The 16,665-nt window shown below is 71.5% G+C and carries 16 protein-coding genes and 1 pseudogene; 8 read left to right on the forward strand and 9 right to left on the reverse strand.

What is annotated here, in order from left to right; genetic code table 11:
* Positions 1-14 precede the first annotated feature (14 nt).
* A pseudogene (locus ACH4YL_RS17225) lies at positions 15-946 on the reverse strand (DMT family transporter).
* On the opposite strand from ACH4YL_RS17225, the gene ACH4YL_RS17230 reads away from it, so the two are divergent.
* Entirely contained in the window at positions 945-2,396 is a 1,452-nt protein-coding gene (locus ACH4YL_RS17230; protein ID WP_398508158.1) for a PLP-dependent aminotransferase family protein, read from the forward strand. The pseudogene ACH4YL_RS17225 and the gene ACH4YL_RS17230 overlap by 2 nt on opposite strands.
* Before the next feature lie 61 nt (positions 2,397-2,457).
* Positions 2,458-3,033, forward strand: a complete 576-nt coding sequence (locus ACH4YL_RS17235; protein WP_398508159.1) for a histidine phosphatase family protein — start codon at positions 2,458-2,460, stop codon at positions 3,031-3,033.
* 7 nt (positions 3,034-3,040) lie between these two features.
* On the opposite strand, the gene ACH4YL_RS17240 is transcribed toward ACH4YL_RS17235, so the two are convergent.
* The 3 genes from ACH4YL_RS17240 to ACH4YL_RS17250 all read right to left on the reverse strand — a co-directional run bounded on the left by ACH4YL_RS17240 (position 3,041) and on the right by ACH4YL_RS17250 (position 5,310).
* Positions 3,041-4,267, reverse strand: a complete 1,227-nt coding sequence (locus ACH4YL_RS17240) for an RNA polymerase sigma factor (RefSeq protein WP_398508376.1) — start codon at positions 4,265-4,267, stop codon at positions 3,041-3,043.
* Positions 4,268-4,278: 11 nt separating this feature from the next.
* Positions 4,279-4,632 (reverse strand): YciI family protein, encoded by a 354-nt coding sequence (locus tag ACH4YL_RS17245; protein WP_398508160.1) that lies wholly within the window; start codon positions 4,630-4,632, stop codon positions 4,279-4,281.
* Positions 4,633-4,725: 93 nt separating this feature from the next.
* Positions 4,726-5,310, reverse strand: coding sequence for a CGNR zinc finger domain-containing protein (locus ACH4YL_RS17250; RefSeq protein WP_398508161.1), 585 nt, complete (start codon positions 5,308-5,310; stop codon positions 4,726-4,728).
* Between the two features lie 56 nt (positions 5,311-5,366).
* Here ACH4YL_RS17250 and ACH4YL_RS17255 point away from each other — a divergent pair, with 56 nt between their 5' ends.
* From ACH4YL_RS17255 to ACH4YL_RS17280, 6 genes are all read left to right on the forward strand, one after another.
* Positions 5,367-6,602, forward strand: a complete 1,236-nt coding sequence (locus ACH4YL_RS17255; RefSeq protein WP_398508162.1) for an MFS transporter — start codon at positions 5,367-5,369, stop codon at positions 6,600-6,602.
* Positions 6,603-6,838: 236 nt separating this feature from the next.
* The gene (gene argC, locus ACH4YL_RS17260; RefSeq protein ID WP_398508163.1) at positions 6,839-7,867 is read left to right on the forward strand and encodes an N-acetyl-gamma-glutamyl-phosphate reductase; all 1,029 of its coding nucleotides are present in this window, start codon (positions 6,839-6,841) and stop codon (positions 7,865-7,867) included.
* Positions 7,868-7,982: 115 nt separating this feature from the next.
* Positions 7,983-9,149: a bifunctional glutamate N-acetyltransferase/amino-acid acetyltransferase ArgJ gene (gene argJ / locus ACH4YL_RS17265; protein ID WP_398508164.1), complete on the forward strand. Its 1,167-nt coding sequence runs from the start codon at positions 7,983-7,985 to the stop codon at positions 9,147-9,149.
* Positions 9,146-10,045, forward strand: coding sequence for an acetylglutamate kinase (argB, locus tag ACH4YL_RS17270; protein ID WP_398508165.1), 900 nt, complete (start codon positions 9,146-9,148; stop codon positions 10,043-10,045). Before argJ ends, argB begins: the two co-directional genes overlap by 4 nt.
* Entirely contained in the window at positions 10,042-11,238 is a 1,197-nt protein-coding gene (locus ACH4YL_RS17275; RefSeq protein ID WP_398508166.1) for an acetylornithine transaminase, read from the forward strand. Before argB ends, ACH4YL_RS17275 begins: the two co-directional genes overlap by 4 nt.
* A gap of 7 nt (positions 11,239-11,245) precedes the next feature.
* Complete coding sequence (locus ACH4YL_RS17280) at positions 11,246-11,782, forward strand: arginine repressor (protein ID WP_398508167.1); 537 nt, start codon at positions 11,246-11,248, stop codon at positions 11,780-11,782.
* Between the two features lie 22 nt (positions 11,783-11,804).
* Here the strand turns inward: ACH4YL_RS17280 and ACH4YL_RS17285 are convergent, their stop codons facing one another.
* The 5 genes from ACH4YL_RS17285 to ACH4YL_RS17305 all read right to left on the reverse strand — a co-directional run bounded on the left by ACH4YL_RS17285 (position 11,805) and on the right by ACH4YL_RS17305 (position 16,661).
* On the reverse strand, positions 11,805-12,539 hold the full coding sequence (locus ACH4YL_RS17285; protein WP_398508377.1) for an FAD:protein FMN transferase: 735 nt from the start codon (positions 12,537-12,539) through the stop codon (positions 11,805-11,807).
* Positions 12,540-12,580: 41 nt separating this feature from the next.
* On the reverse strand, positions 12,581-13,480 hold the full coding sequence (locus ACH4YL_RS17290) for an FMN-binding protein (RefSeq protein ID WP_398508168.1): 900 nt from the start codon (positions 13,478-13,480) through the stop codon (positions 12,581-12,583).
* A 38-nt stretch (positions 13,481-13,518) separates the two neighbouring features.
* A complete protein-coding gene (locus ACH4YL_RS17295) occupies positions 13,519-14,886 on the reverse strand; it encodes a ferric reductase-like transmembrane domain-containing protein (protein WP_398508378.1) in 1,368 nt (455 codons plus the stop codon).
* Positions 14,887-15,019: 133 nt separating this feature from the next.
* Complete coding sequence (locus ACH4YL_RS17300; RefSeq protein WP_398508169.1) at positions 15,020-15,607, reverse strand: pyridoxamine 5'-phosphate oxidase family protein; 588 nt, start codon at positions 15,605-15,607, stop codon at positions 15,020-15,022.
* A gap of 43 nt (positions 15,608-15,650) precedes the next feature.
* Complete coding sequence (locus ACH4YL_RS17305; RefSeq protein ID WP_398508170.1) at positions 15,651-16,661, reverse strand: sigma-70 family RNA polymerase sigma factor; 1,011 nt, start codon at positions 16,659-16,661, stop codon at positions 15,651-15,653.
* Between the last annotated feature and the right edge of the window lie 4 nt (positions 16,662-16,665).

Below are 16,665 nucleotides of genomic sequence, written 5' to 3' on the forward strand. Positions count from 1 at the left end.
GGCCGCCGCGCCCGCTAGCTGCGGGCGCGCTGCGTGACGGCGATGCACACGAGTACGGCGACGGCCGCGGCCGGCGCGGCCGGCGAGAGCCGTTCGTCCAGGAGGGACACCGACCAGACGAGCGTGAGCAGCGGCTGGGCGAGCTGGAGCTGACTGGCCCGGGCGATGCCGATCGAGGCCATGCCGCGGTACCAGACGTACAGGCCGAAGAACGTGGAGCCGACGGCGACCCAGAGCAGCCCGGCCACACCGTGGCCCGTAAGCCGTACCGGCTCGTGGGCCAGCGCCACGGCCCCGCCGGCGAGCGCGAACGGCAGACACATCAGCAGCGCCCAGCCGACCACGTGCCAGCCGGGCATGTGCCGGGCCAGCCTGCCGCCCTCGGTGTATCCGGCCGCGCACACCAGCAGCGCGCAGAACAGATACAGATCGCCGGTCTCGAGCGCTCCGCCGCTCTCCTGCACGGTGAAGGCGATCACCACGCCGGCGCCCGCGAGGGCGGCGAGCCAGAGCCGCGCGAGGGACGCCGGCCAGTGCGCAGTGCCGCGAAGGCGGCGGTGGTCAGCGGCAGCATGCCCACCACGACGGCCGCGTGCGAGGTGCTCGACGTCTGCAACGCCAGCGTCGTCAGCATCGGAAACCCGACGACCACGCCGCCGACGACGACGACGAGCGGGCCCCAGTGCCGGCGCTCCGGCAGCGGCGCGCGGCCCACAAGCAGAAACCCGCCGGCGACGAGCGCGGCGAGGACGGTGCGGAGGGCGACGAGGGACCAGGGGCCGAAGGATTCCAGGCCCCACACGGTGGACGGAAAGGTGGTCGAGAAGGCGAGGACGCCGAGCGCGGCGAGAAGGGTCCCGGTGCGGGCCTGGGGCGGGCCGACGGGCTCGGGCGTGGTGGCGACCGCTATCGAAGGTGAAGCAGTAGCGCTATCCTGTGGTCTCATGCATGAGCGTAGCAGTGTCGGTGAGCTGGCAAACTCGCTGAAACAGGAACTTGACCGCTACTCGCCCGGTGGAAAGCTGCCGTCCAGTCGAGCCCTCGTCGAGCGCTTTCGGGTCTCCCCGGTGACCGTCTCCCGGGCGCTCGCTCAGCTCGTTGCCGAAGGACTCGTCGTCACCCGTCCCGGGGCCGGTGCGTTCCGCGCACAGCCCCGTACCGCGGTCTCGGCCCCGGGCGACACCTCCTGGCAGGAGGTCACCCTCAGTGCCGACGCCGCCGCCGAGGTCGTTCCGCGGGCCGTCGACGCGTCCGGGGTCCTGGCCACGCTCGCCGCGCCGCCGCCCGGCGTCGTCGAGTTCAACGGCGGCTATCTGCACTCCTCGCTCCAGCCCGAGCGGGCCATGGCCGCAGCGCTCGCCCGGGCCGGACGCCGGCCCGGTGCCTGGTCGCGGCCGCCTGTCGACGGGCTGCCCGAACTGCGCGAGTGGTTCGCGCGCGGTCTCGGCGACACGACCGGCGCTGCGGACGTACTGATCACCGCGGGCGGTCAGTCCGCGCTGACCACTGCGCTCCGTGCGCTCGCCCCGCCCGGCGCGCCCGTTCTTGTCGAGTCGCCCACCTATCCGGGCATGCTGGCCATCGCGCGCGCCGCCGGGCTGCGGCCCGTGCCGGTGCCCGTCGACGCCGAGGGTGTCCGTACGGAACTGCTCGCCGCCGCCTTCAAGGCCACCGGCGCCCGCGTCTTCGTCTGCCAGCCGCTGTTCCAGAACCCGACCGGCGCGGTCCTGTCGCCCGGCCGCCGGCCCGAGGTGCTGCGCATCGCTCGCGAGGCCGGGGCCTTCGTCGTCGAGGACGACTTCGCGCGCCGGCTGGTCCACGAGGACGCCGGGCCGCTGCCGAGGCCGCTCGCCGCCGACGACCGGGACGGCGTCGTCGTCCATGTCAGCTCACTCACCAAGGTCACCTCGCCCAGCCTGCGCGTGGGCATGCTGGCGGCTCGCGGCCCCGTGCTGGAACGGCTGCGCGCCATCCATGTCGTCGACACCTTCTTTGTGCCCCGCCCGCTTCAGGAGGCGGCCCTGGAGCTGGTCGGCGCCCCGGCCTGGAGTCGTCATCTCCGTGCCGTGGCAGTCGAGTTGAAGGTCCGTCGCGACACCATGACCGCCGCGCTGCGCTCCGTACTGCCGGAATTGTCCCTTCCGTATATTCCGTCCGGCGGAAATCACCTCTGGCTGCGCCTCCCGGACGGGGCCGAAGAGGCGGTGCTGCTCTCCGCGGCCCTGCGCGCGGGCGTCGCGCTCGCCCCCGGCCGTCCCTACTTCTGTGCCGAACCACCGGCCGGACATGTGCGGTTGAGCTTCGCGGGTGTCGCGGGCGGATCCGAGATCGCCGAAGGGGTACGCAGACTGCGCGCCGCCTGCGACGAAACACTCGTGGCCGAACCGGCGGCATGACGCCGCCAGGCCGCCATTTTGTCCCCTTGACCTGCGGGCTCCGTGGAACCACCATCTCGCCATGAGTGTCCGGATCACCTTGGTGGCTGCCGCCCGCAGCTCGCCCAAACTCGCCGAGCGCTTCGACGACGACCGGCCCCTCGACCAGACCGGCTGGCACGAGGTGCAGTTCGCCGCGCATGCCCTCGTGCCGCTCAACGTCGCCGACCTGCGGTACTGCTCGCCGACCGCCCGCAGCCGCGCGACCGCGGACGCCCTCGGCTTCGCGCCGATCGCCCAGCCCGCGCTCCGCGACTGCGACATGGGCCGCTGGCGCGGCTTCACCCTCTCCGAGGTGGCGGCCGTGGAACCGGCCGCCGTGGACGCCTGGCTCGCCGACCCGCGGTCCACTCCGCACGGCGGCGAATCGCTGCTCGCGTTCATCTCCCGGATAGGGGGCTGGCTGGACACCAGGCCCGCCGAGGACGGCGGAACGATCGTGGCCGTCGCGGAACCCGCGGTGGTACGGGCGGCTCTGGTGTACGCGCTCAAGGCCCCGCCGTCCTCGTACTGGAACGTGGACGTCCGGCCGCTGTCGACGGTCACTCTGCTCGGCACGGCGGGCCGCTGGAGCCTGCGCCTCCAGATGGCGGCGTGATCGCCCCTCACCGGCCGTCGCTGAGCCCGTCCCGCCGACGGCGCAGAAAGGCCCGCTCCGGCGCGTTCTCGGTGAGCGCGAGCGCAGCGTCGTACGCCTGAGCCGCCTCGCCGTCCCGGCCGAGCCGGCGCAGCAGATCCGCGCGGATCGCGTGGAACAGCCGGTGGCTGGTGAGGTCCAGGCCGTCGACCAGTGCCAGGGCCGTGGCCGGGCCCTCCCACTCGGCCACAGCCACCGCGCGGTTGAGCGCGACGACCGGGGTCGGCGCGAGCGCGAGCAGCTGGTCGTAGAGCTGAAGGATCTGCCGCCAGTCCGTGGCCGCCGCCACCGGAGCGGCGCTGTGGACCGCGTTGATCGCCGCCTGGATCTGGTACGGGCCGGGCTGATTGCGCCGCAGACACTGCCGTACGAGAGCCTGGCCCTCGGCGACGAGTGCCCGGTCCCAGCGGTCCCGGTCCTGGTCGGCCAGCAGCACCAGTTCGCCGTCCGCCGTCGTGCGGGCGGTCCGGCGGGACTCGACGAGCAGCATCAGCGCGAGCAGCCCCTTGGCCTCCGGTTCGTCGGGCATCAGCTGCTCCAGCAGCCGGCCCAGTCGGATCGCCTCCGTGCACAGGTCCTCGCGGACCAGACGTTCTCCCGCGGTGGCGGTGTATCCCTCGTTGAAGATCAGGTAGACGACGGCGAGCACGGCCTTGAGCCGGTCCGGCAGATCGGCCTCGCGCGGCACGCGGTACGGAATGCCCGCGTCACGGATCTTGCCCTTGGCGCGCACCAGCCGCTGCGCCATCGCCGGCTCGGCGACCAGGAAGGCGCGCGCGATCTCCGTGGTCGTGAGGCCGCCCAGCAGCCGGAGCGTCAGCGCGACCTGCGCGCCGGTGGCGAGCGCCGGGTGGCAGCAGGTGAAGATCAGGCGCAGCCGGTCGTCGCGCACGGGACCCTCCTCTGCAGGTTCGTCGGCGGCGTGCAGCAGCGCGGCCTGGGCATGCCGGTCCGCGCGGGAAGCCTCGCGGCGGAGCCGGTCGATCGCCCGGTTGCGGGCGGTGGTGATGATCCAGCCGGCCGGGCTGGGCGGCAGCCCGGCGGACGGCCAGCGCTGCACCGCCGTGGTGAAGGCGTCCTGGACCGCCTCTTCCGCGACGTCGATGTCACCGAAGACACGGACCAGGACGGCGACCGCGCGTCCGTACTCCTCGCGGAACACGCGCTCGATCGCCGACGCGGTCACCTCCGGCACGGGGGACTGCACTAGCAGGTTCCGTGCTCCATGGGCCTGACCTCGATCGACAGAGGGGCCAGCACCCGGGCGTACTTGCGGCCCCACTCGAGCGCGGCGTCGAGATCGGGCGCCTGGAAGACGGTGAAGCCGCCGATGTGCTCCTTGCCCTCGACGAATGGGCCGTCGGTGGTGAGCACCTCGTCACCCTTCAACTGGAGCACAGTGGCCGTGCTCGGCGGGTGCAGACCCCCGGCGAACACCCAGGCGCCGGCGGCCCTGAGTTCGGCGTTCACGGCCTCGAGGTTCCGCATGACCGGCTCCAGGAACTCGGGCGGCGGAATGGGGCCGTCGGGCTGGTAGATGCTGAGCAGGTACTGCTTCATGACGGTTCCTCCTGGACGAGCGATGCTGCCGGTTCTTTCACCCTCGACCGGCCTTCACCCTCTATACGAACGGCTCCCGCCCGGATCGACACATCATGCGGCCGGTCCGGCGGATTTCCCGGAAGAAGTTTTCGCGCGGCGGTGTGCCGCCACCCGTTCGCGTGTCGCGCACCGCCGTGAGCAGTAGCGACGGGTTGGTCCGCTGCCTTGCGAGAGGAAGACAGTGCCGCAGGCGGACGAGGCGCAGACACCGCCGGGCGGGCGCTGGCGGTCCCAGACGAGCACGGTCAGCGCCAGACAGGAGGAGGCGAGCAGCCACTCGCCCCACGGTGCTTCGTCATGGCTGTCGAGGTGCGGGTGCCACGGCGAGCGGCCCTGGTGCGAGGTGAGGCGAAGGACCCCGGCGTTCTGCGGGAGCAGACGGTTCAGGAGGGCCGCGGCCTCGTCGACGTCGGCCGCGGCGAAGACCGCACGGAGCTGGAGCGCGGCGGCGCGCATCTCGGCGATGTCGTGGCCGGACACCTCGACCTCACCGGTCTCGCCGTGCTCGCGCAGCACCTCGGCGAGATGGCTCGCCGACAGGCTCTCGTCGGCAAGCGCGTTGACGAGCGCGGCAGTTCGCAGGGCGACCGCCTGCACCGAATGCCGGGCGGACCATTCAGCGTTCAGAGGCAGCACGGCATCAATGTAACGCAACTGGCGCAGGTTTGAGTTACCTCAGTAACGTAACTCGGATGCGAAAGCGTTACGGACTGGGAAGCTATACGGCCGGAGCGGCGGTGGCCCGCACCGGCGACGAGATGTCGGGTCCTGCCCTGTTGCTCGCGGGCCTCGCGGTCACGGGCTCGGCCGCCGCCGCCTCGTCGCTGCTGGCGGGCACCATGATCGCGGCAGCCGTCGGCGGTCCGCTCCTCGGTGTGCTGCTCGACAGATCCGTCCGGCCCGGACGGATGCTCGCGGCGGCACTGGCCGGCTACGCCGTGGCCCTCGTCGTCATCCTCCTGAGCCTCGGTCGCGTCCCGATCGCCGTCACCGTGCTGATCGCGGTGTGCGCCGGGCTCCTGGGCCCGGCGCTGTCCGGCGGCTGGACCGCGCAACTGCCCCGGGTCGTCGCACCGCAAGACCTGCCGCGCGCGAACGCGCTCGACGCGACGACCTTCAATCTCGCGGGCCTGGCCGGACCCGCGCTGGCCGGCGCGGTCGCCCATGTCGCGGGTGCGCACACCGGCGTGGTCGTCGCCGCCGTGCTGATCTGCCTCGCGCTCCCCGCGGCCCGAGCGCTGCCGGCGGCCCGAGCGCTCCCCGCCGCCCGCGGCCCGCACCGTACGCCGGCCACATCGGTCGTCGCCGACCTCGCAGCCGGATTCCGCGCCATCGTCCGCATCCGGCCGCTGGCCAGCGCCACCACCGCGTCGGTGATCTCCTGTGCGGGCGAAGGCATGCTGGTCGCCTGCGCGCCGCTGCTCGGAGAACGGGTCCTCGGCGGCGCGGGCCAGGGAGCGATGCTGCTCTCCGGCATCGCGGTCTCGGCGGTGGCGGCCAACGCGCTGCTCGCCCGGTCCGCCCGGCAGCCGAGCCCCGACACCGTCATCCTGGGCAGCTGTGTCGTCCTCGCGGCCGCGTGCCTGCTCGCCGCGACCGGCCGCCCGGTACCGCTCGTCGCAGCGGTCGTCCTCGCCGGCATCGGCCAGGGCCCGCAGCTCACCGCCTTGTTCGCGGTACGCCATCGCGAGGCGCCGGACCGGCTGCGCGGCCAGATATTCACCACCGGCGCGAGCCTCAAACTCAGCGGCTTCGCGATCGGCGCGGCCGCCGCCGGACCGCTCGCCGTCACCTCGCTCCCGGCCGCGCTGCTCACCGCGGCGGCGGTCCAGGTCCTTGCGGCCCTGTCCTGCGCGCTCCTGTTCACCCGGTCGGGCCCGCCGGCCACGGCGGAGAGCCGCGGTGCGCGGGCCCGACCTGCGGGATGACCAGGGCCGGGTTCGGCCGGGTTCTTCATTCGTGCCTGCGCCGTTCTTCTCCTTCGTCCGCTGCTGTCACCTCACTGACGGATCCCGGCCCGAGAGTGTGGCCGTTCGGCGCACATAAATTTCCGGCGTATTAGTCGCAGGCATGAGCCCGTGCACAGCCAGGCGGGCGAATTGCATGAGCGATTGCATAACCCTGCGGTGCTGCGTATAGTCATGCCATCGGCGAGGAGGGTTCGATGGCGGTACGAGCAGCAGTGGCAGGAGCGAGCGGATACGCGGGCGGGGAACTGCTCCGACTGCTCCTCGCCCACCCCGGAGTCGAGATCGGCGAGCTCACGGGCAACTCCAACGCGGGCCAGAAACTCGGCGGCCTCCAGCCCCACCTGCTGCCCCTCGCCGACCGCGTGCTCCAGCCGACCACCGCCGAGGTGCTCGCCGGACACGACGTCGTCTTTCTCGCACTGCCGCACGGGCAGTCCGCGGCGGTCGCCGAGCAGCTCGGCGACGACGTACTCGTCGTCGACATGGGCGCCGACTTCCGGCTGAAGGACGCCGCCGACTGGGAGAAGTTCTACGCCTCACCGCACGCCGGCACCTGGCCCTACGGCCTCCCCGAACTGCCGGGCGCCCGTGCCGCGCTGGAGGGGTCCAAGCGCATCGCGGTGCCCGGCTGCTATCCGACCGCCGTCTCGCTCGCGCTCTTCCCGGCATACGCGGCAGGCATCGCCGAACCCGAGGCCGTGATCACCGCCGCCTCCGGCACCTCCGGCGCCGGCAAGTCGCCGAAGCCGCATCTGCTCGGTTCCGAGGTGATGGGCTCCATGAGCCCGTACGGCGTCGGCGGCGGCCACCGCCATACGCCGGAGATGATCCAGAACCTGAGCGCGGCGGCAGGAGAGCCGGTCACCGTCTCCTTCACGCCGACGCTCGCGCCGATGGCCCGCGGCATCCTCGCCACCTGCTCCGCGAAGGCGAAGCCGGGCACGACGGCGCAGGACGTGCGGACCGCCTACGAAAAGGCGCTCGCCGACGAGGTGTTCGTCCACCTGCTGCCGGAGGGCCAGTGGCCGGCGACCGCGTCCGTCTACGGATCGAACGCCGTCCAGATCCAGGTCGCGTACGACGAGGCCGCCGGCCGGATCATCGCGATCAGCGTGATCGACAACCTCACCAAGGGCACCGCCGGCGGCGCGGTGCAGAGCATGAACCTCGCCCTCGGATTCGACGAGTCCCTCGGCCTGTCCACGATCGGAGTCGCTCCTTGAGCGGCGCGCGCGCAGCCACCTGGCTGCGGACGACCACGAAAGCCGCGCCTTTGCTCCCCCTGCCTTCGGCGGGCGGTGCCCCCAGCGCGGGCGGAGAAGCGAAGAAGGAGATGCAGTGAGCGTCACGGCAGCACAGGGATTCACGGCGGCGGGCATCGCCGCCGGGATCAAGGCGAACGGCAACCCGGACCTGGCCCTCGTGGTCAACACCGGTCCGCGCCGCGCCGCCGCAGGCGTCTTCACCTCCAACCGCGTCAAGGCCGCACCGGTCCTCTGGTCCGAGCAGGTACTCAAGGGCGGCGAGGTGACCGCCGTCGTCCTCAACTCCGGCGGCGCCAACGCCTGTACGGGCCCGCAGGGCTTCCAGGACACCCATGCCACCGCCGAGAAGGCGGCCGATGTCCTGAAGGCGCAGGGCCTGGACACCGGCGCGGGCGAGATCGCCGTCGCGTCCACCGGACTCATCGGCATCCTGCTCCCGATGGACAAGCTGCTGCCCGGCATGGAGCAGGCAGCCGCCCAACTCAGCGAGCACGGCGGCGAAAAGGCCGCCATCGCCATCAAGACCACCGACACCGTTCACAAGACGTCGGTCCACGAGGGCGACGGCTGGACGGTCGGCGGCATGGCAAAAGGCGCGGGCATGCTCGCTCCCGGACTCGCCACCATGCTGGTCGTGCTGACCACCGACGCCGACCTGGAGAGCGGGACGCTCGACAAGGCTTTGCGCGACGCCACCCGGCAGACCTTCGACCGGATCGACTCCGACGGCTGCATGTCCACCAACGACACCGTGCTGCTGCTCGCCTCCGGCGCTTGTGGCACGAGCCCCGCGTACGACGACTTCGCCGAAGGCGTCCGCGCCGTCTGCGACGACCTCGCACGCCAGCTCATCGGTGATGCCGAAGGCGCGTCCAAGGACATCCGCATCGAGGTGATCAACGCCGCGAGCGAGGACGACGCCGTCGAGGTCGGCCGCTCCATCGCCCGTAACAACCTCCTCAAGTGCGCCATCCACGGCGAGGACCCCAACTGGGGCCGGGTGCTGTCCGCCATCGGCACCACCCGGGCCGTCTTCGAGCCCGACCGGCTGAATGTCGCCATCAACGACGTCTGGGTCTGCAAGAACGGCTGCGTCGGCGAGGACCGCGACCTGGTCGACATGCGTTACCGCGAGGTGAAGATCACCGCCGACCTCGCCGCCGGCTCCGAGTCCGCCGTCATCTGGGCCAACGACCTCACCGCCGACTACGTCCACGAGAACAGCGCGTACTCCTCATGACCGCTCGCAAGCACACCGCACTGCCGAAGGCCGAGATCCTCATCGAGGCGCTGCCCTGGCTGACCCGGCACAACGGCAAGACCGTCGTCATCAAGTTCGGCGGCAACGCCATGATCGACGAGGAGCTCAAGGCCGCCTTCGCCCAGGACGTCGTCTTTCTGCGGCACGCGGGCCTGAAGCCGGTCGTCGTGCACGGCGGCGGCCCGCAGATCAACGCCCAGCTCGACCGGCACGGCCTGGTCAGCGAGTTCAAGGCGGGCCTGCGGGTCACCACGCCCGAGGCGATGGACGTCGTACGGATGGTGCTCGCCGGACAGGTCCAGCGCGAGCTCGTCGGGCTGCTCAACCAGCACGGCCCGCTCGCCGTCGGCCTCACCGGCGAGGACGCGCACACCATCACGGCCACCAAGCACCTGCCGACGATCGACGGCGAACTGGTCGACATCGGCCGCGTCGGCGAGATCACCAAGATCGAGACCGGCGCGATCGAGGCGCTGCTCGACGACGGCCGTATCCCGGTCATCTCCTCGATCGCCCGCTCCGCCGACGACCATCACGTCTACAACGTCAACGCCGACACCGCGGCGGCCGCGCTGGCCGCCGCGCTCGGCGCCGAGACGCTGGTGGTGCTGACCGACGTCGAGGGCCTGTACGAGGACTGGCCCAACAGCGACGACGTGATCAGCCGGCTCACCGCCACGCAGCTGGAGAAGCTGCTGCCCGACCTCTCCACCGGCATGGTCCCGAAGATGGAGGGCTGTCTCTTCGCCGTACGCAACGGGGTCAACACCGCCCGCGTGCTCGACGGCCGCGTGCCGCACTCGATCCTGCTGGAGATCTTCACCGACTCGGGCATCGGCACGATGGTGCTGCCCGACGGACAGGGGGAATCATGAGCAACCAGGAACTCACGCAGCGCTGGCAGGGAGTGATGACCGACAACTACGGCACGCCGAAGCTGTCGCTCGTCCGCGGCGAGGGCGCACACGTCTGGGACGCGGACGGCGTCGAGTACACCGACTTCGTCGGCGGCATCGCGGTGAACGCGCTCGGCCACGCCCACCCCGCCGTCGTCGAGGCCGTCACCCGGCAGATCGCCTGGCTCGGCCATGTCTCCAACCTCTATGTCGCCGAGCCGCCCGTCGCACTCGCCGAGCGGCTCATCCAGCACTTCGGCCGTCCCGGTCGCGTCTTCTTCTGCAACTCCGGCGCGGAGGCCAACGAAGCGGCCTTCAAAATCGGCCGGCTGACCGGCCGCCGGCACATGGTCGCCACCCGCGGCGGCTTCCACGGCCGCACCATGGGAGCGCTCGCGCTCACCGGCCAGCCGGGCAAGCAGGAGCCGTTCCTGCCGCTGCCGGGCGAGGTCACGCACGTGCCGTACGGCGATGCCGAAGCGCTGCGGTCCGTTGTTACCGAGGAGACCGCGCTGGTGGTCATCGAGCCGATCCAGGGCGAGAACGGCGTGGTCGTGCCGCCGACCGACTACCTCCGGGCCGCCCGGGAGATCACCAGTGCGACCGGCACGCTGCTGGTGCTCGACGAGGTCCAGACCGGCGTCGGACGCACCGGCCACTGGTTCGAGTACCAGGCGCACACCGGGGTCGAGCCGGATGTGGTCACGCTCGCCAAGGGTCTCGGGGGCGGGCTCCCGCTCGGCGCGACCGTGGCGTTCGGCGAGGCGGCCGAGCTGCTGAAGCCCGGCCAGCACGGCACCACCTTCGGCGGGAACCCCGTCGCGTGCGCCGCCGGACTCGCCGTCCTGGACACGCTCGCGGCCGACGGGACGCTCGACGAGGTCAAGCGGCTCGGCGAGAAGATCCGCGAGGGAGTCGAGTCGCTCCGCCACCCGCTGGTCTCCCATGTCCGTGGCGCGGGCCTGTTGCTGGGTATCGTGCTCACCGAGCCCTTTGCGCCACAGGTGCAGCAGGCGGCTCAGAGCGCCGGCTTCCTGGTGAACGCCCCCGCCCCCGATGTCGTACGGCTCATGCCGCCGCTGATCATCGCCGAGGCCGACGTGGACGCGTTTCTCCGGGCCCTGCCCGGCGTTCTCGACGCAGTCGACGGGGACGGACGATCCGGAGAATGAGACGACGATGACCGAGGCGCAGGACACCGAGCACGGCGGGCCCGCCGTACCGCAGACCCGTACGGCCCGCCACCGCCGGATCGTGGACATCCTCAACCGGCAGCCGGTGCGCTCGCAGAGCCAGTTGGCCAAGCTCCTCGCGGACAACGGACTGAGCGTCACGCAGGCGACGCTCTCCCGCGACCTCGACGAGCTCGGCGCGGTGAAGATCCGCAACACCGGCGGCGAGCTGATCTACGCGGTGCCCAGCGAAGGCGGCTACCGCACTCCGCACGTCCCGCTCGGCGAGTCGGCCAAGGAGGAGCGGATGCGCCGCCTCTCCGGTGAACTGCTGATCTCCGCGGAGGCCTCGGCCAATCTCGTGGTGCTGCGTACGCCGCCGGGCGCGGCACAGTTCCTCGCCTCGGCGATCGACCAGGCCGAACTGCACGACATCCTCGGCACCATCGCGGGCGACGACACGCTGCTGCTGATCAGCCGGGACCCGCTGGGCGGCCAGGCGCTGGCGGACCATCTGCTGCGCCTGGCCCAGAACGACCGCTGACAGCCGCCGGGCCGTCCGGTCCTCAGGCGGTCAACTTCGCCGTGTGGCGGGCGAATCCGCTGGTGCTCCAGGTGCTGCCGTCGGCGTGGACCGCAAAGCCCTCGGTGTCGGGCAGCTCCTCCAGCCAGTCCCGGGCCCGCCCGCCCATGGCGTACGCGGCGGTCGCCCGGGCGTCCGCGTGCGTCAGCCCGGGACAGACGACGGTCATCGACGCCAGGTCATTCGCGGGTGGCAGGCCGGTGTGCGGGTCGAGAATGTGGCAGCCGCGCTCGGCCGGGCCCGATGTTGCGATCGCGAGACGGTCGTCGGCCTCGATCACCGTGACGAGCCCGCCCGGGTGCAGCGGGTCGCTGACGCCCACCCGCCAGGGGCCGCCGTAGAGCTGGATGTCTCCGCCTCCGTTGAGGCAGACCGAATCCGCACCGGACGAGGCGAGCATGCGCACGGCGCACTCCACCGCCCAGCCCTTGACCAGCCCGGTCGGATCCAGTTGGCCGGCGTAGTGGGCGGTGAACCAGCCCTCGCTCTCCCGCTCCGCGTCGGCGCACAGATCGAGCACTTCGGCGACCTCGGTGACACAGTCTCCGAGCGAGAGTTCGCCGCGGGCGAGCCGGCTCAGCTGGCTGCCCGGACGGTACGTCGAAAAGATCTCGTCCACGCGGCGCAGACCTGCGACGGCGGCGGCCAGTCCGGCGTGCACCCTGGGGGAGGCGCTGCGCTCGGCGATACGGATGTCGAACGAGAAGACCGTCCCCATGGTGTGCTCGACATGACGCAGACGCTCCCGGTCGCCGGGCATCACAACCCCGCCTTGTCGAGCGCGCTCTGCAGGGACTTGATGTAGCCCTCGCTGGTGTAGCTGGCGCCGGAGACGGCGTCGATCTGCGCGCTCTGTGCCGTGACCGCTGCCTGGTTGAGCTTGGGGATCGCGTTGGCGGCGATCTGCCGGCTGTTGGCGTCGGAACTGGGTGACTTGACGGCGTCGGCCGCGGTGACCTTGCCTCCGCTGACTGTGATCCGGACCTGCACCGGGCCGTACTGCGTGTCGGCCACATCGCCGAGGACGGTCTTCGCCACCGGGGTGCCGGAGCCGGAACCGGGGTCGGAGCCGGAGCCCGAACCCGAGCCGGAACCGGAGTCCGCGCCGGCGTCGGAGTCCGCACCGGAACCCGAGCTCCCTCCCGGCTGCGTCCCTGCGCCGGGTTGTGCCCCGGCCTCCGCGCCGGATTCGTCGCTGCCCGAATCCCCGGCGCCGGAGCCCGCCGCCCCCGCGGCCTCCGCCTTGTCGAGTGCGCTCTGCAGGGACTTGATGTAGCCCTCGCTGGTGTAGCTGGCGCCGGAGACGGCGTCGATCTGTGCGCTCTGTGCCGTGACGGCTGCCTGGTTGAGCTTGGGGATCGCGTTGTCGGCGATCTGCCGGCTGTTGGCGTCGGCGCTGGGCGCCTTCACGGCCTGCGCCCGGACGATTCTGCCGCCGCTGAGGGTGAGCTGGACCTGGACGTCGCCGTACTGCGTCTTGGCGACGTCTCCGAGCACTGTCAGTCCTCCCGCGGTCCCGGCACCGTTACCGGTGGACGCGGAGCCGGCGGGCGGCACTTGAGAGCCGGGCTGCGACGACGCCTCGACCACGGTGTTGCCCGGCTGCTTCAGTGCGAGCAGCAGCACGACACTCGATGTGGTGGCGGCAACGCCGATCATGATCCGGCGAAGTGGATGCTTCCTCTTCAAGGACGGCCTCACATCTCGAAGGACTCGTGGTGGATCCGGCGGGTAGGCACTCCTGCTTCGCGCAGTGCCTGGTACGACTCCTCGGCGAGACCGGGCGGCCCGCAGAGATAGACGTCGTGCTCGTCGATGTCGGGCAGCACTTCCGTCAGCCGCTTGGCGGTGATCTCGGGCCGGGCCCCGTCGGGTCCGTTCACCGCGTACATCAGCCGTGCGTCCCGGCGCTCGGCGATCTGCTTCAGCTCGCTCCACAGGGCCAGGTCCCGCGTCTTGCTGGCCCGGTAGAGCAGAGTCAGGTCGCCCGGGCCGCCGGGCAGTGTCTCGAACAGCGCCCGCAGCGGCGTGATCCCGGCACCGCCCGCGATCAGCAGCACCTTGTTGCGGCTGCGACGGCCGGCGGTCATGGCTCCGTACGGGCCCTCGGCCCAGACCCGCGTCCCCGGCTCCAGCCGGGAGAGGGCCGTGCTGTGGCTGCCGACCGCCTTGACGGTGATACGCATCAAAGTGGGGCGGGGTGCGGCGGAGAGCGAGTACGGATTGGCGCTCCAGCGCAGCCCCTTGGTGAGGAACCGCCAGCGGAAGAACTGACCCGCCTCGGCGCCGAGCCGGTGCAGCCGCCGCCCGGTGATCAGCACGGAGACCACACCGGGTGCCTCCTCCACGGTCGACTCGACCCGCATCCGGTGCCAGAGATTGAGCCGGAGGGGCGACAGGACGCGGTACCAGAGCAACAGCGCGCCGACCGCTCCGTACAGCACGTACCAGACGGTGCGCGCCGACGGGTTCGCCACGAACTCGGCACCTGTCGCCAGCTGGTGCCAGAAGGTCAGATACACCGCGACATAGGTGACGAGGTGCAGGTAGTACCACGTCTCGTACGCCATCCGCCGGCGCAGTGCCCCGGCCGAGACGAAGCCGACGAGCAGCAGGAGCCCGGTGCCGATCGCCGCCTTGATCATTTCCGGGAAGTCGACGACGACGGTGACGGTCTGCTCCACGAGCCCGGTCCGGGCCTGGACGGCGTACCCCCAGACGATCAGTACGACGTGCGCGACGATCAGACTGATCGCGTAGCGGCCGCTCATCGCGTGCCAGCGGGTCACCCGGTCGGAACCCACCCGCCGTTCCAGAGCCGGGACGCGTGCCATCAGCAGCACCACCAGCGCGATCGTGTATCCGCCCAGCAGACCGGTGATCCGGCCGGCGCCGATCAGCCACTCGGCGGTGGTCATGTGCACCACCGCGGTGTTCTGCCACCACAGGGACAGCACCGCCACCGCCCCTGCCCAGGCGACGGCCAGCATGACCACCGCCGGGTCGCGCCGGGGACGGATCGCCTTCATGGTCTGGCGTCTCGCGGCCCGACCGCTCTGCAACATCGCCACGCCTGCTCCTCGGCTGAACCTCTTCGCGTACGGGGATACGCAGACGAGGCCCGTGGAGTTCAACTCGAGGGGCGCTTGTGCAATCCGGGACTCGGCCGTCGGCCCGGGCGGCAGGGCATGACCGGGGTCAGTCGGCGCGCGCGGGCAGCGGCAGCGGCAGCGCAGGCAGGCCGTCCAGGCTCACTCCGACGTGCTCCTTCTTCTCGCAGTACGCCGCGAACTCCTCCTCCGACTTACGGCCGAAGTGCTCGGCGTGCTGCGTGCGTTCCTCCTCGTACGCCATGAACGGCACCGCGAACCCGCACGCGTCGCTCACCCGCTGCGCGTGGATCACCACGATGGCGCGCGCGCCCGGCCCGTCGACGTCCTTGAAGTACGGGATGAACTCCGCCCAGCGCGGGTCGTCGCGGAAGACCGCCTCGCCCTTGCCGTGCACGCGCAGCACCTTGGGCGGGCCGCTGAAGGCGCACCACATGAGCGTGATCCGGCCGTTGCCCTCCTCGCGGAGGTGGGCGACGGTCTCGGCGCCGCTGCCGCCGAAGTCGAGGTAGGCGAGGGTCAGTTCGTCGATGACGACGAGGGTGCCCTTACGGCCCTTGGGCGAGAGATTGACATGTCCGTCCCCGTTCAGCGGAGCGGTGGCGGTGAAGAAGACCGGCTGTTCCTCGATGAACGTGCGGATCCTGCCTTCTATGCGTTCGTAGCGTTGTCCCATGCCGTCGATTATCGGCTGTCCGATCGACCGGCGAAGCGCAGCCTCAACTGCCGAAATCCGCCGGGTGTGCGGAGAGCGGCAGTCCGAATGCCGGGAAGAGCGACGGGTCCTGGAAGGACACGACCCGTGCGATGCCCGCCGCCGTGACGGTGTGCACCTCGACGGTGAAGGCGTGCAGCAGGCCGTCGTCGCCGTGCTGGTACATGGCGATCGCCGGCTGGCCGTTCGCCGACGTACGGATGAGCCGGCCGCCCTCGCGGAAGACCGGGCACTTCGCCGCGATCAGGCGGCCGGCGGCCTCCCGGCCGGTGAACCATGTCGGGATCGGCGGCATCTCGAAGACGATGTCATCGGTGAGCAGCCGCATCAGGGCCGAGATGTCCGCGTTCTCGAAGGCCGTCGCATACCGCTCCACCAGCTCGCGCTGCTCGGGCTCGGCCGGTCCTGTGAGCGTCTCCGCCACGGGCGCCGCCCGGGAGATCCGGCCGCGGGCACGCTGCAGCATGCTGTTCACCGCGGCCTCCGTGCTCTCGGTCAGATCGGCGACCTCGGCCGCGTGCCAGCGCAGCACATCGCGCAGGATCAGAATCGCCCGCTGCCGCGGCGGAAGGAGCTGAAGGGCCGCGACGAATGCCAGCCGCACGTTCTCGCGTGCGGTGACGACCGTGGCCGGGTCCGCGGGGTCGTCGGCGAACAGCGGGTCGGGCAGCGGCTGCAGCCAGGGCACCTCGGGCCGGGCCGGAGCCAGCGGCCCCGCCGCGTCGTCGCCGGGCGCGCCCAGGCCGGACGGCAGCGGGCGGCGGCCCCGGTGTTCCAGCGCGGTCAGACACGCATTGGTCGCGATGCGGTAGAGCCAGGTGCGCAGCGACGACCGGCCTTCGAAACTGTCGTACGAGCGCCAGGCGCGCAGATACGTCTCCTGGACCAGGTCCTCGGCGTCGTGCACCGAGCCGACCATCCGGTAGCAGTGGGCCAGCAGCTCGCGCCGGAACGGCGCGGTGAGCCGCTCGAAGTCCGCGTCGGCGGGCTTCACTGCCTGTGCGCTGTTCGCCATGGGA

Source organism: Streptomyces sp. NPDC020681, assembly GCF_044334895.1.
GTDB lineage: Bacteria > Actinomycetota > Actinomycetes > Streptomycetales > Streptomycetaceae > Streptomyces.

Bases quoted from the DNA above. Each gene is read 5' to 3' on its own strand.
- ACH4YL_RS17230 (WP_398508158.1), top strand. From the start codon at position 945: ATGCATGAGCGTAGCAGTGTCGGTGAGCTGGCAAACTCGCTGAAACAG.
- ACH4YL_RS17235 (WP_398508159.1), top strand. From the start codon at position 2,458: ATGAGTGTCCGGATCACCTTGGTGGCTGCCGCCCGCAGCTCGCCCAAA.
- ACH4YL_RS17245 (WP_398508160.1), bottom strand. From the start codon at position 4,632: ATGAAGCAGTACCTGCTCAGCATCTACCAGCCCGACGGCCCCATTCCG.
- ACH4YL_RS17255 (WP_398508162.1), top strand. From the start codon at position 5,367: ATGCGAAAGCGTTACGGACTGGGAAGCTATACGGCCGGAGCGGCGGTG.
- argC (WP_398508163.1), top strand. From the start codon at position 6,839: ATGGCGGTACGAGCAGCAGTGGCAGGAGCGAGCGGATACGCGGGCGGG.
- argB (WP_398508165.1), top strand. From the start codon at position 9,146: ATGACCGCTCGCAAGCACACCGCACTGCCGAAGGCCGAGATCCTCATC.
- ACH4YL_RS17275 (WP_398508166.1), top strand. From the start codon at position 10,042: ATGAGCAACCAGGAACTCACGCAGCGCTGGCAGGGAGTGATGACCGAC.
- ACH4YL_RS17280 (WP_398508167.1), top strand. From the start codon at position 11,246: ATGACCGAGGCGCAGGACACCGAGCACGGCGGGCCCGCCGTACCGCAG.
- ACH4YL_RS17285 (WP_398508377.1), bottom strand. From the start codon at position 12,539: ATGGGGACGGTCTTCTCGTTCGACATCCGTATCGCCGAGCGCAGCGCC.
- ACH4YL_RS17290 (WP_398508168.1), bottom strand. From the start codon at position 13,480: ATGATCGGCGTTGCCGCCACCACATCGAGTGTCGTGCTGCTGCTCGCA.
- ACH4YL_RS17295 (WP_398508378.1), bottom strand. From the start codon at position 14,886: ATGTTGCAGAGCGGTCGGGCCGCGAGACGCCAGACCATGAAGGCGATC.
- ACH4YL_RS17300 (WP_398508169.1), bottom strand. From the start codon at position 15,607: ATGGGACAACGCTACGAACGCATAGAAGGCAGGATCCGCACGTTCATC.
- ACH4YL_RS17305 (WP_398508170.1), bottom strand. From the start codon at position 16,661: ATGGCGAACAGCGCACAGGCAGTGAAGCCCGCCGACGCGGACTTCGAG.